The following is a 12,755-nucleotide window of genomic DNA, read 5'->3' as shown; positions in this document are numbered from 1 at the left end:
GAAGGTGAGGTGCGCGGAACCGGCGCGGACAACCGGCGCACGGCACCGGCCCGTGGAACCGGCTCCCGGACTCCGGCGTTGGTAGGGGTCGGCGCACGCCGGACACGGCCGGGCCACACCACGGTGCACGAGGTACACGCCGTACACATGAGGCACAAGAGATTCAGGCGTAGGTCTGGGGAGGATGAGCATGGGATTCAAGAAGCTGCTGGCGAGCTTGGGGGCCGGAGGCGCGTCGGTGGAAACGGTGCTCTTCGAGGAGAACGTCGTGCCCGGCGGCATCGTGCAGGGCGAGGTACGGATCCAGGGCGGCTCGGTGGCCCAGCAGATCGAGGGGCTGTCGGTCGGGCTCCAGGCCCGCGTCGAGGTCGAGAGCGGCGACCACGAGTACAAGCGGGACGTGCAGTTCACCAAGCTGCGGCTGGGCGGTGCCTTCGAGGTGCAGGCCGGTGCGGTGCACACGGTGCCGTTCGGCCTGGAGATCCCCTGGGAGACGCCGATCACGATGTTCCTCGGGCAGCATCTGCACGGCATGGACGTGGGGGTGACCACGGAGCTGGAGATCGCCCGTGCGGTGGATTCCGGCGACCTGGACCCGGTGCATGTGCACCCGATCCCGGCGCAGCAGGCGATCCTCGACGCGTTCGGCCGTCTGGGTTTCCGTTTCAAGAGCGCCGATCTGGAGCAGGGGCACATCCGGGGGACCCGGCAGCAGTTGCCCTTCTACCAGGAGATCGAATTCTTCGCGCCGCAGCAGTACCGCGGCCTGAACCAGGTGGAGCTGTCCTTCGTGGCGGACGACCGCGAGATGGACGTGGTGCTGGAGATGGACAAGAAGCCGGGTCTGTTCACCGAGGGGTCGGACTCCTACCGCTCGTTCACGGTCGGTCTGCACGACTTCGAGTCGACGGACTGGTCGGCGTACATCCATCAGTGGCTGGCCGAGGTCGGCGGCAAGCGCAACTGGCTCTGAGGCCGTGTCATAACCTGGCCGGACAGGTGTCAGTACGCGACCCAGGAGGTGTCGAGGTGTCCGAAGCGAAGCGACGGCCGCTCCCGCACGATTTCCATCCGCCGGTGCCGGAGTTCACGGTCGAGAGCGACGACGTGGCGCCGGGCGGGACGCTGAAGGCGGCGCAGGTCCACTCCGAGGGGAACACCTCGCCGCACCTGCGCTGGTCGGGCGCCCCGGAGGGCACCAGGAGCTACGCCGTCACCTGCTACGACCCGGACGCGCCGACCGGCAGCGGTTTCTGGCACTGGTCGGTCATCGACATCCCCGCGTCGGTGACCGAACTGCCGGCCGGTGCCGGGTCGGGTGACATGAAGGGGCTTCCCGAGGGCGCCGTACACGTACGGAACGACTACGGGACGCGCGACTTCGGTGGCGCGGCACCGCCGCCCGGGGACGGCCCGCACCGCTACGTCTTCACGGTGTACGCGGTGGATCAGGAGAAGCTCGGCCCCGACGCCGACGCCACGCCCGCCGTGGTGGGCTTCAACCTGCGCTTCCACACCATCGGCCGGGCCACGCTGATCGGTGAGTACGAGGTGCCCGCCGAGAGCTGAGTGCGGCCTGGGATTCTTCGCCCTGAGGTTCGGCCCTGGAGGTCTTCAGAACTCGGGCTCCCGGCCGAATAAATCCGTTGCGCCCCGGCGCTCCCGATCCCACAGTGGTGGATGGCTGACGGCTCGCACAGGCCGTCGGGCAGCCGGCACCGCAGCGGCGGGGGCGGCGGGGCGCAGGTGTGTCGCCCTCCGCCCGCCGGAGTCCGCACTCGTGTCGGACGTCCGCGCCGGCTGTCATATGTTCCGGGCTCCCGGGTGACACACGGGGGCGGGAGCCCGGAACGTGCGTACCAGCGCCGAAGGCCGGCCGCGGACGGCCTTCGGCGCTTTACCGCCCTGCCGCCCTGCCGCCCTCTCGGTCCCGTCCCTCCCCGCCGGCCGTCCCGGGCACCTTGCGTCCATCCCCCCGTAACCCCTCATCTCCCTTCTGGCGTGCGGAAATTGCGTTGTCCAGGGGATCTCTCCCCCTGCACAGTGGAGCCACTTCGCCGTGGGGCGAACAGGGTCCGGGAGGTGGACGGGATGCGTGAGACATTGGTCCTCAATGCCAGCTTCGAGCCGCTGGCGACGGTGTCGCTGCGGCGTGCGGTGGTGCTGGTGATGCAGGACAAGGCCGTGGTCGAACAGGCCCATCCCGGGCTGCGCGTCCGTGCCGCGTCGGTGGACGTCCCGGTGCCTCAAGTGATCCGGCTCAGCAGATACGTACGGGTGCCGTTCCGAAGACGGGCGCCGTGGTCGCGCCGCGGTGTGCTCGTACGGGACCAGCACCGGTGCGCGTACTGCGGCCGGCGGGCGACGACCGTGGACCACATCGTGCCGCGCTCGCACGGGGACGGGGACACCTGGCTCAACACGGTCGCCTCCTGCGTCGAGGACAATCACCGCAAGGCGGACCGTACGCCCGAGCAGGCGGGGATGCGGCTGCTGCGCCGGCCGTTCGAGCCGACTCCCGCGGACGCGCTGGTGGCGGCGCTCGCCGGGTCCGTACGGGAGGAGCTGCCGGACTGGCTGGGCGCCTCGGCCTGATTCCGCCCGCCGAGCGGCCGGTTCTTCATCTCCGGGCGGTACCGGCTCGCGCTGCCCGTGCCCGGCGGTCATGCGGCCGGGCACGGGCGGTCCTGCGGCCGGGCCCGGGCGGTCGGCCCCGAACGCGAACGGTCAGTCCGAGCGCGGATGGTCAGTCCAGGAGCAGGCGGACGATCGCCGCGATGCCCACGAGGACGATGACGGCGCGCAGCGCTCGGGGCGGCAGCCGGCGGCCGACCGTGGCGCCGATGAGTCCGCCGAGGGCGGAGCCGGCGGCGATCAGGAGGACGGCGGGCCAGTGGAAGTCGGCGACGAAGAGGAAGAAGACCGCCGCGACGCCGTTGACGAGCAGCGCGAGGAGGTTCTTGAGGGCGTTGAGGCGCTGGAGGTCGTCATCCAGCAGCAGGCCCATCAGGGAGATGTACAGCACCCCTTGGGCGGCGCCGAAGTAGCCGCCGTACACGCTCGCCAGCAGCAGGCCCGTCAGCAGGACGAGGCCGCCGTCCGGGTGGGCGGTGCTGCCGGTGTGCTCGCGGCGGGCGCGGATCGCGGCGGAGAGCCTGGGCTGAAGGACGACCAGGATCAGGGCCAGCACGATCAGGACGGGGACGATCGCGTGGAAGGCGCCCGGGGGCAGGGTCAGCAGGAGTACGGCGCCGGTCAGGCCGCCGATCAGGGCCGTGGCGCCGAAGCGCAGCACGCGGCGGCGCCGGCCGCGCAGTTCGTGGCGGTATCCCAGGACGCCGCTCGCCGAGCCGGGCACCAGCCCGAGAGTGTTGGAGACGTTCGCCGTGACGGGCGGCAGGCCGATGCTCAGCAGGACGGGGAAGGTGATGAGGGTGCCGCTGCCGACGACGGTGTTGATCGTTCCGGCACCGATCCCCGCGGCGAAGACGGCGACAGCTTCCCAGAAGGTCATACGGACTCCCTCGTGCACGGTGGCCGGCGCATACCGGACCGATCATGCACGAGGAATCGTATGCGCGGTCGAGGGGGAGCCGTTCGGTCGGCTCGACGGAGGCTGGTCAGCCGGTGGGGGAACCTGGCCGGTCGGTGAGGGAACCCCTGATCGGTCGGTGGGAGGCTGGTCAGTCGATGGGGGGCTGCTCACGGTGCGGGCCGACGGACTTGCCGCCGCCCCCGCCGCTGCCTCCGGCGGGGTTGAAGCTGCCGATGGCGCCGCTGAGTCCCTTGAGGGCGTCGCCGATCTCGCTGGGCACGATCCAGAGCTTGTTGGCGTCGCCCTCGGCGATCTTCGGGAGCATCTGGAGGTACTGGTAGGAGAGCAGCTTCTGGTCCGGGTCGCCGGCGTGGATGGACTCGAAGACCGTACGGATGGCCTGGGCCTCGCCCTCGGCACGCAGGGCCGCGGCCTTGGCGTCACCTTCGGCACGCAGGATGGAGGACTGCTTCTCACCTTCGGCGGTGAGGATCTGGGACTGCCGGACACCTTCGGCCTGGAGGATCGCGGCGCGCTTGTCACGGTCGGCGCGCATCTGCTTCTCCATGGAGTCCTGGATGGAGGTCGGCGGCTCGATCGCCTTGAGCTCGACGCGGTTGACGCGGATGCCCCACTTGCCGGTGGCCTCGTCCAGGACGCCGCGCAGTGCCGCGTTGATCTCCTCGCGGGAGGTCAGGGTCCGCTCCAGGTCCATGCCGCCGATGATGTTCCGCAGGGTCGTGACGGTCAGTTGCTCGATGGCCTGGATGTAGCTGGCGACCTCGTACGTCGCGGCGCGGGCGTCGGTGACCTGGTAATAGATGACGGTGTCGATGTTGACGACCAGGTTGTCCTGGGTGATCACCGGCTGCGGCGGGAACGGGACGACCTGTTCGCGCAGGTCGATGCGGTTGCGGATGGAGTCGATGAACGGGACGACGATGTTCAGGCCCGCGTTGAGCGTACGGGTGTAGCGGCCGAAGCGTTCGACGATGGCGGCGCTGGCCTGCGGGATGACCTGGATCGTCTTGATGAGTGCGATGAACACGAGCACCACCAGGATGATCAGGACGATGATGATCGGTTCCACAGCGGCTCCCGTTGCCCCTCGGTTGCTGGCTCTTGACCGGCCTGGGCCGGTGTCTCCACTGATCCAGTCTTTCAGAGTCACGGCCCGTCATGCAGGGCGTTCGGCTCTTCTTCCGCTTATGTGACGACGCTTTTCAGGCGTTGACGGCCGGCTCCGGCGGGCGACCGCGCGGCCGGCCGCCGCGGAGGCCGGCCGGTGGGTGCGTACGGTGCCGTGCCGAGGGCCCCGTACGGAGTCGCCCGTGATCGCGGGGATTCACATGACGACGGCGGTCGCCCCCTCGATCTCCACCACATCCACCTTCTGGCCCGGCTCGTACACCTGCTCGGCGTCCAGCGGGCGGGCGGACCAGATCTCCCCGGCCAGCTTGATGCGTCCGCCGCCGCCGGCGTCGACCCGCTCCAGGACGGTGGCGCTTCTGCCCTTGAGGGCGTCGATGCCCGACGCCAGCCGCGGACGCTCGGAGCGGTGGCGGTTGGCGATGGGGCGTACGACGGCGATCAGCGCGACCGATACGGCGACGAACACGATGACCTGGAGCACCGTGCCGGCGCCGACAGCCGCGGTGACGGCACCGGCGACGGCGCCGACCGCGAGCATCCCGAACTCGGGCATCGCGGTCACGACGAGCGGGATGCCCAGCCCTACGGCGGCGATCAGCCACCACACCCATGGGTCCACGCGTTCATGGTAGGTCCGCGGGCCGGTCCGGGACAGAGCCCGTAGGGACCGCGGATCCGGAAGCGGGAGCACGGACCGGCGCAGGAGTGCCGGCCGGGGCGGAAGTGTGGGCCGGGGCAGGAGTGCGGGCCGGAGCAGGAGTGCGGGTCAGGGCACCGGGTTCGGAGAGCGGGTCAGGAGAGCGGCAGGCCCTGAGCGGTCCAGCGGTCGCCCACGCGCTCGACGATCAGCGGGAGACCGAAGCAGCGGGAGAGGTTGCTGGAGGTCAGCTCCAGGTCGAGCGGGCCCGCGGCCAGCACCTTGCCCTGGCGGATCATCAGGACGTGCGTGAAGCCCGGCGGGATCTCCTCGACGTGGTGGGTGACCATCACCATCGAAGGCGCGTACGGGTCCCGGGCGAGCCGGCCCAGACGGCGGACCAGGTCCTCACGGCCGCCGAGGTCCAGCCCGGCGGCGGGCTCGTCCAGGAGCAGCAGTTCGGGGTCGGTCATCATCGCGCGGGCGATGAGGGTGCGCTTGCGCTCGCCCTCGGAGAGGGTGCCGAACTTGCGGTCCAGATAATCGTTCATGCCCAGGCGGTCGAGGAAGGCGCGGGCGCGGTCCTCGTCGACGGCCTCGTAGTTCTCCCGCCAGGTGGCGGTCATGCCGTACGCGGCGGTGAGCACGGTCTCAAGGACGGTCTGGCTGCGCGGCAGCTTGTCGGCGAGCGCGATGCCGGCGATGCCGATGCGCGGGCGCAGCTCGAAGACGTCGATCTTGCCGAGCGTCTCGCCGAGGATCGTGGCGCTGCCGCTGCTCGGGAAGAGATAGCTGGAGGCGACGTTGAGCAGGGTGGTCTTGCCGGCGCCGTTGGGGCCGAGGATCACCCAGCGCTCCCCCTCCTTGACCGACCAGGAGACCTGGTCCACCAGAGCCCGTCCGTCGCGGACCACGGATACGTCCACCAGCTCCAGCACATCGCTCATGACCGCGTTGTCTCCCATTGCTTCTCGGTGCCTCGCGTGCGCCTTCAGGCGCATCCCCCCAGCAAACCTACGCCACTCGCTGTCAGTGCCTGTCCTTAGGCTGGGGACCATGCTCGATGAACCTCGCTCGGGACGGCTGGCCGCATGGGGAAATGCCCTTTTGGCCGGATTGGTCTCACCTGATGACGCCGCGGAGCGCATCGCGGAGGACGACGCGGTGCACCGCGTGGAAGGTCTGCCCGGAGAACCGGCGCCGGTCGGACTGACGCTGGCGCTGGGGCGGCTGCGGGCGCTGGGAGCGACCGGCCTGCGGGTGGCGCTGCCGGTGCCGGGGCATCCGCTGGGCCTGAGCGGCCCCGCGGCGTTCAACGCGCGGGCGCTGGAGGCCGGGGAGGCGGTGACGGTCTGCGGGGTCGCGGTGGGGCTCGTACCACTGGTGCGCCAGGCCGGGCCGGACGGCGCGGTCAGCGGTCCGGACGTCCATGTGGAGGTGACCTGGCACTGCATGGCGGTACGGGACGCGCCGCCGGCGGACGTGCCCTCGCTGGGCGAGGCGGAGCGGGAACTGGCCCAGGCGCTCCAGGAGGCGACCGAGGTGCTCGCGAGGCTCGACGTGGCCGGGTCCGGACCGGTCGCGCAGGCGGCGTTGGCGGCCTACCGGGCGCGGTCGGAGGCCGGGCGACAGGTGCTGGCGCCGGGGTATCCGCCGCGCGCGGTGCGGGTGCTGGAGCTGGCGCAGCGGGTCGGGGCGCTGATCGGCATCGCGCGGGACGCGGGCGGCGACGGCCGGGAGCACGGCGGGGCGGTGAGTGCTTCGGAGATAGCCGCGCGGGCGGAGGCGCTGCGGCCGGTGGAGCGTACGGCCAGACGGGCGCAGGTGGCGGCGTACAACGCGTACGTGGAGGAGCGGGAGCGGGGGCGGGGCTGAGGGGCGGGTCGGGACAAGCCGGGGCAGGAACAGGGCTGACGGGCGGGCCACCACGGGTGCGGGGCAGGCTCGGGACGATCCGGACGGCCCCGGAATGGGCACGGGGGCGGCTCGGGCGGCCTCGGGATGGGCTCGGGCGGCCTCGGGCGGGCCGGTGACCGGCGCGGGGGTGGCGGGGCCAGGGACATGGGACGACCCCGCCGGCCGTGGAACGGAGGTGGCGGGGTCTTGGGTGGGGACGGACGGCGGCCTGCGGGCCGGGGCTCCTCCTCCGGGCCGGCACGCGCGGCGCGGGCACGGAGGGATGGCACCGGCTCGTCGGCTGCCGCGCCCCGGCTGCCGGCTGCCGTAACCCCGGCAGCCGGTCCTTCCGGGGCGGCGCTCGGCCCGGTGGCGGTCTCAGCCGGCCGTGGAAGAGCCGCCGGTCACGGCGTTGAGCAAGCTGACGACGTTGACGCCGAGGCCGGCGGCGTTCACCGGGACGCTCACCGGGACCTGGTCCACCCTGCCGGTGCCGATGCCGGGGGTGCCGCCGGCCTTGCCGTCGGCGTCGACGGCGAAGGCGGAGTCGGTGGCCGCACCGGCGGCGAGACCGGCGGCGGCGAGGACGAGGGCGGCCTTCTTGACGGTGTTCATGGGCAAGTGTTCCTCACTTGTCGTGTCGGCAGGGAGCCTGGATGAGAATTGCGGTGTCACGGGGGGGTCGGCCCGGGCTCGGGGACAGGGCCGGTGGCTGTCCGCGCGGGACGCGGACGGGCGCCCGGGAACGGCTCATACGGACGCATGGGCACGTCACACGGCGGGCCCGTCGCGCGACGCCGTACGAGCACGCGGCGCGGGCGGCGGCGCGGTCAGCCGTTGTTGCTTTCGTCGGCGAACGCCGGGTTCAGGGCGCCGATGACGTTGGCGGTGTCGCCCGTGGCGTTCACCGGGACGTGCACCGGCACCTGGACGGGGTTGCCGGAGCCGACGCCCGGGGAGTTGGCGGCCTTGCCGTCGGCCTGGGTGCCGTGGGCGGCGGCGACGCCGGCTCCGGCGATGACCAGGCCGCCCGTCACGATCGTCACGGCCATGGCCTTCTTGATGTCCTTCATTGCGCTTGACCTTCCTCGCGGTCGCCGCGGACCGTACTCCCGCGGCACGCCATGAAGAACGGCCGCGCCCCGCCCGGGTTGCGCCACTCGGGTGACATCCACACGACGGTATGAATCTCGGATCGGAATACGACCGTCCGGATGCTTCCCCGCGTGGATGCCCTACCCTGCGGATGCCTCGGCACCGAACAGGGTCAGGGCCGCCGCCACGCCCTGCCGCCCCGGATCCGGCGCGAGTGAGACCCGATGGCCGACGCCGGTCATGGTGACGCTCAGCCCCTCCCGGAAGCTCACACCGGTCGGATCCGTCCCGGAAGCCTTGCCGCTGCCTCCCGGTGGGGACGGAACTCACCGCTGGTCAACGCCTTCCCGCCCGATGCGCAGGGCCCGCGGCCGTCGGGTCAGGCTCCCATTCCGTGCCGGACCGCCCACAGAGCGGCCTGGGTACGGTCCGCGAGGTCCAGCTTCATGAGGATGTTGGAGACATGTGTCTTGACGGTCTTCTCGGACAGCACGAGCGCGCGGGCGATCTCCCGGTTGGACCGGCCGTCCGCGATCAGCCCCAGCACCTCCCGCTCCCGCTCGGTCAGGGAAGTGCCGCGCCCCTGCCCGTTGTTGGCCTCGTCCTGGGAGAGCAGCGCGCCGGCCACCTCGGGCTGGAGCAGGACGTGCCCGGCGTGTACGGAGCGGATCGCGCCGGCCAGCGCCACCGGGTCGACGTCCTTGTAGACATAGCCCGCCGCGCCCGCGCGCAGCGCCGGGACGACCGTACGCTGCTCGGTGAAGCTGGTGACGACCAGCACCCGGGCCGGGTTGTCCAGTTCGCGCAGCTTGCGCAGCGCCTCGATGCCGTCCATGCCCGGCATCTTGACGTCCATCAGGATCACGTCCGGGCGCAGCCGCTCTGCCGCGTCGACGCCCTGCGTACCGTCGGACGCCTCCCCCACCACCTCGATGTCGTCCTGGACCTCCAGGAAGGTGCGCAGTCCGCGCCGGACCACCTGGTGGTCGTCGACCAGCAGGACCCTGATCACCGGTCCCCCGCCCGTCCCCGTCCCGGTGCCCGGGCGTGCCACGCCGCCCTTGTCGTTGTCAGCCACCGGGTACCTCCATCTCGACTGCGGTGCCCTTCCCGGGCGCCGACTCCACACTCAGTTTTCCGCCGACCCCGCCCGCGCGGTCGCGCATCGACACCAGGCCGAGGTGCCGCCCGGCGCGGCGGACCGCGCCGGTGTCGAAGCCGCGGCCGTCGTCGGCCACCCGCAGCAGCGCGCCCTGGCCGTGCCGGGTCAAGGTCACCTCGACCCGGTGGGCACCGGAGTGCCGCAGCGCGTTGTGCAGTGCTTCCTGCGCGACTCTGAGCAGCGCTTCCTCCTGGGCGGCCGGCAGCGCCCGTACGCCGTGGGACTCGAAGGTGACCCGGGCGGCGTGCGCGCGGTCCAGCACCTGGGTCTGTGAGCGCAAGGTGGCCACCAGTCCGTCCTCGTCCAGTGCCGCGGGCCGCAACTCCACGACGGCGGCGCGCAGTTCGTCGGCGGCCTCGGCGGCCAGCGCGGCGACCTGCTGGAGTTCGCCCTTGGCCCGGCCCGGGTCGCGGTCGACCAGGGCGGCGGCGGCCTGTGCGGTCAGCCGCAGCGAGAAGAGCTTCTGTGCCACCGCGTCGTGCAGTTCGTGGGCCAGCCGGGCTCGTTCGCCGGCGATGGTCAGCTCGCGGCTGCGTTCGTACAGGCGGGCGTTGGTCAGTGCGATGGCGGCGTGCTGGGCGAGGATGCCCAGCAGCCGTTCGTCCTCGGCGGTGAAGCCGCAGCCGCCCTCCGGCTTGGGGCACCGCTTGTTGGCGAGGAAGAGCGCGCCGAGGATCTCCTCGCCGTCGGCGACCGGGAGGCCGATGAAGTCGGACATGTCCGGGTGGGCCGCGGGCCAGCCGCCGAAGCGGGGGTCCTGGCGGACGTCGGCGAGCCGCTCGGGGGTGGCGTTGTGGAGCATCGCGGCGAGGATGCCGTGCTGGCGGGGCAGCGGCCCGATCGCCTTCCACTGCTCCTCGCTGACACCGTCCACCACGAACTGCGCGAAGCCGCCGTGGTCGTCGGGCACGCCGAGGGCGGCGTACTCCGCGTCCAGCAGTTCGCGGGCGGAGGCCACGATCGTCTTGAGGACGTCGCGCACCTCCAGATGTCTGCTCATGGCGAGGATCGCGGTGCTCACCGCGGGGATACCGGCCCCCGGTCCGTTGGTCATGGCTTCACCGTACCGGCGCGTCACGAGGGGCCGTATCGGACCACCGGCGCTGCTCGCTTACGACCCCCGGCCTAGGCCGAAATGCCCTGGTCGGCCCGCCCGCTGCCCGAGGCGGGCCGGGCGGCCGGTTCCTAGCGTGGAGGGCGCCGGCCGGGCATCGCGGAATCGCGGAACCGGACGACACGGGAACGAGCGGTACGGGGACGGGCAGCACGGGACGAGCGGCACGGGACGGGCAGCACGTGACGGGCAGCACGGAAGGCGTCGGAGAGGCGGGGACGGATCATGCCGGTAGTGATCATTACGGGGGCGTCGAAGGGGCTGGGGCGGGCGCTCGGTACGGCCCTGGCCGGGCGCGGCTGGGACCTGGTGGTGGATGCCAGGTCGCAGGGGCCCCTGGAGGAGACGGCGCGGGTGCTGCGGGCGGCGGGAACGCGGGTGGTGGCCCTGCCGGGCGATGTGGCCGACGCCGGTCACCGGGCCGCGCTGATCGCCGCGGCGCGCGAGCTGGGCGGCCTGGACCTGCTGGTCAACAACGCGAGCGTGCTGGGGGACGCGCCGCTGGTGCGGCTGGCGGACCACTCCCTGGACGGGCTGCGGGCGGCGCTGGAGGTCAATGTGGTGGCTCCGCTGGGGCTGGTGCAGGAGGCGCTGCCGCTGCTGCGGGCCTCTGCTTACCGGGCCGGTCAGGGGACCGGTGACGGGTCCGCCGACGAATCCGCCGACGAATCCGCTGACGGGCCCGGCAGGGAAGAGGCGTCCGGCGGCGGGGCGGTGCTCAACCTCAGTTCGGACGCCGCCGTCGAGGCGTATCCGACCTGGGGCGGGTACGGGTCCTCCAAGGCGGCCCTGGACCAGCTCTCCGCGGTGCTGGCGGTGGAGGAGCCGTGGCTGCGGGTGTGGTGGGTGGACCCGGGCGACATGCGTACGGACCTGTACCAGGCGGCGGTGCCGGCCGAGGACGCGTCCGCCCGCCCACTGCCCGGCACGGTCGTCCCGGCGCTGCTGGGGCTGCTGGACACCTGGGCGGCGAGCGGGCGCTACAGCGCGCCGGCCCTGCTGGGCGGCGCGTGATGACCGTCCGGGTGGAGCCGGTGCCGCCGGAGCTGGCGGCACGGGTGCCGGCCGAACAGCGCGGCGCGGGCCGGGGCCGGGACGCGGTGCGGCTGCTGGTGAGCCGGGGTCCGGCTCCGGTGGCGCACCACGCCTTCCGGGACCTGCCCGGGCTGCTGGCGCCCGGTGACGTCCTGGTGGTGAACACCTCGCGGACGCTGCCGGCCGCGGTGGACGGCCGGATCGGGGACGGGCGCGGGCGCGGCGAGCCGGTGGTCGTGCACTTCTCGACGCGGGCGGACCGGGGGTACCCCCGGCCGCACGGCGCGGCCGGGCGCTGGGCGGTGGAGCTGCGTACCCCGGACGGCCGGGGCAGCACCCGGCCGCGGGCCGGCGGGCCGCCGGGCACGGTCGTACGGCTGGCGGGCGGCGCGCGGCTGGTGCTGGAGGCCCCGCTGGACCCGGGGGCGGTACGGCTGTGGTGGGCGCGTGTGGAGGGGACCGACGCCCTGGGGGACGGAGCCGGCGCCCTGGGGGACGGGGCAGGCGCTCTTGAGGTGATGCGGCGGTACGGCCGGCCGATCCGGTACGGCTACACCGACCGGGACCAGCCGCTGTCCGCGTACCAGACGGTCTTCGCGACGGAGCCGGCCGACGGCGAGGGGTCGGCGGAGATGCCGAGCGCGGCCCGGCCCTTCACCCCCTCTTCCGTGGCACGCCTGGTCGGCGCGGGGGTTCAGTTCGCTCCGGTGGTGCTGCACGCGGGGGTGGCGTCGGCGGAGGCGTACGAGCCGCCGTACCCGGAGCGCTTCGAGGTACCGCCGTCCACGGCGTGGCTGGTGAACGCGGCGCGGGCCGGGGGCGGGAAGATCGTCGCGGTGGGGACCACGGCCGTACGGGCCCTGGAGTCGGCCGCCGCCGGGGGCGGACGGGTGCGGGCCGCGTCGGGGTGGACGGACCTGGTGGTGACGCCGGAGCGCGGGGTGCGGGTGGTGGACGGGCTGCTGACCGGGCTGCACGAGCCGGAGGCGTCCCACCTGCTGATGCTGGAGGCGGTGGCGGACGCCGGGACGCTGCGCCGGGCCTACGCGGAGGCGGTCGCGCACCGCTACCTCTGGCACGAGTTCGGCGATCTCCACCTCATCCTGCCCGCCTGAGAGCCAGACTCGGG

At 72.8% G+C, this 12,755-nt stretch carries 15 protein-coding genes; 6 read left to right on the top strand and 9 right to left on the bottom strand.

Annotated elements, in window-relative coordinates; translation table 11 throughout:
- The first annotated feature begins 190 nt into the window (after positions 1-190).
- The 3 genes from KGS77_RS29190 (at position 191) to KGS77_RS29180 (ending at position 2,595) form a co-directional block, all read left to right on the top strand.
- Positions 191-973, top strand: coding sequence for a sporulation protein (locus tag KGS77_RS29190; RefSeq protein WP_242586131.1), 783 nt, complete (start codon positions 191-193; stop codon positions 971-973).
- A 56-nt stretch (positions 974-1,029) separates the two neighbouring features.
- Positions 1,030-1,569, top strand: a complete 540-nt coding sequence (locus KGS77_RS29185) for a YbhB/YbcL family Raf kinase inhibitor-like protein (protein ID WP_242586130.1) — start codon at positions 1,030-1,032, stop codon at positions 1,567-1,569.
- Between the two features lie 522 nt (positions 1,570-2,091).
- The gene (locus tag KGS77_RS29180; protein WP_242586129.1) at positions 2,092-2,595 is read left to right on the top strand and encodes an HNH endonuclease; all 504 of its coding nucleotides are present in this window, start codon (positions 2,092-2,094) and stop codon (positions 2,593-2,595) included.
- Positions 2,596-2,746: 151 nt separating this feature from the next.
- Here the strand turns inward: KGS77_RS29180 and KGS77_RS29175 are convergent, their stop codons facing one another.
- From KGS77_RS29175 to KGS77_RS29160, 4 genes are all read right to left on the bottom strand, one after another.
- On the bottom strand, positions 2,747-3,514 hold the full coding sequence (locus KGS77_RS29175) for a sulfite exporter TauE/SafE family protein (RefSeq protein ID WP_242586128.1): 768 nt from the start codon (positions 3,512-3,514) through the stop codon (positions 2,747-2,749).
- Positions 3,515-3,683: 169 nt separating this feature from the next.
- Entirely contained in the window at positions 3,684-4,625 is a 942-nt protein-coding gene (locus KGS77_RS29170) for an SPFH domain-containing protein (RefSeq protein ID WP_242586127.1), read from the bottom strand.
- A gap of 255 nt (positions 4,626-4,880) precedes the next feature.
- A complete protein-coding gene (locus tag KGS77_RS29165) occupies positions 4,881-5,294 on the bottom strand; it encodes an NfeD family protein (RefSeq protein ID WP_242587760.1) in 414 nt (137 codons plus the stop codon).
- A gap of 185 nt (positions 5,295-5,479) precedes the next feature.
- Positions 5,480-6,289, bottom strand: coding sequence for an ABC transporter ATP-binding protein (locus KGS77_RS29160; RefSeq protein WP_242586126.1), 810 nt, complete (start codon positions 6,287-6,289; stop codon positions 5,480-5,482).
- A gap of 91 nt (positions 6,290-6,380) precedes the next feature.
- On the opposite strand from KGS77_RS29160, the gene KGS77_RS29155 reads away from it, so the two are divergent.
- Complete coding sequence (locus tag KGS77_RS29155) at positions 6,381-7,199, top strand: hypothetical protein (RefSeq protein WP_242586125.1); 819 nt, start codon at positions 6,381-6,383, stop codon at positions 7,197-7,199.
- A gap of 399 nt (positions 7,200-7,598) precedes the next feature.
- Here the strand turns inward: KGS77_RS29155 and KGS77_RS29150 are convergent, their stop codons facing one another.
- From KGS77_RS29150 to KGS77_RS29135, 5 genes are all read right to left on the bottom strand, one after another.
- Complete coding sequence (locus tag KGS77_RS29150; protein WP_242586124.1) at positions 7,599-7,835, bottom strand: chaplin; 237 nt, start codon at positions 7,833-7,835, stop codon at positions 7,599-7,601.
- Positions 7,836-8,050: 215 nt separating this feature from the next.
- Positions 8,051-8,293, bottom strand: a complete 243-nt coding sequence (locus KGS77_RS29145; protein ID WP_242586123.1) for a chaplin — start codon at positions 8,291-8,293, stop codon at positions 8,051-8,053.
- Positions 8,294-8,455: 162 nt separating this feature from the next.
- Positions 8,456-8,587 carry a hypothetical protein gene (locus KGS77_RS34735; protein WP_277994282.1) on the bottom strand — a complete coding sequence of 44 codons (132 nt, stop codon included), beginning with the start codon at positions 8,585-8,587 and terminating at the stop codon, positions 8,456-8,458.
- 107 nt (positions 8,588-8,694) lie between these two features.
- Positions 8,695-9,369, bottom strand: coding sequence for a response regulator transcription factor (locus KGS77_RS29140; protein WP_277994333.1), 675 nt, complete (start codon positions 9,367-9,369; stop codon positions 8,695-8,697).
- Between the two features lie 16 nt (positions 9,370-9,385).
- Positions 9,386-10,531 (bottom strand): GAF domain-containing sensor histidine kinase, encoded by a 1,146-nt coding sequence (locus KGS77_RS29135; RefSeq protein ID WP_242586122.1) that lies wholly within the window; start codon positions 10,529-10,531, stop codon positions 9,386-9,388.
- Between the two features lie 285 nt (positions 10,532-10,816).
- Here KGS77_RS29135 and KGS77_RS29130 point away from each other — a divergent pair, with 285 nt between their 5' ends.
- The gene (locus tag KGS77_RS29130) at positions 10,817-11,605 is read left to right on the top strand and encodes an SDR family NAD(P)-dependent oxidoreductase (protein ID WP_242586121.1); all 789 of its coding nucleotides are present in this window, start codon (positions 10,817-10,819) and stop codon (positions 11,603-11,605) included.
- Entirely contained in the window at positions 11,605-12,741 is a 1,137-nt protein-coding gene (locus KGS77_RS29125; RefSeq protein ID WP_242586120.1) for an S-adenosylmethionine:tRNA ribosyltransferase-isomerase, read from the top strand. The genes KGS77_RS29130 and KGS77_RS29125 overlap by 1 nt, the downstream gene beginning before the upstream one ends.
- Positions 12,742-12,755 lie beyond the last annotated feature (14 nt).

The sequence above is a fragment of the Streptomyces sp. MST-110588 genome (assembly GCF_022695595.1).
Lineage (GTDB): Bacteria > Actinomycetota > Actinomycetes > Streptomycetales > Streptomycetaceae > Streptomyces.
The sequence above is the reverse complement of the archived record's forward strand: the minus strand, read 5'-3'. Positions and strand labels throughout refer to the sequence as shown.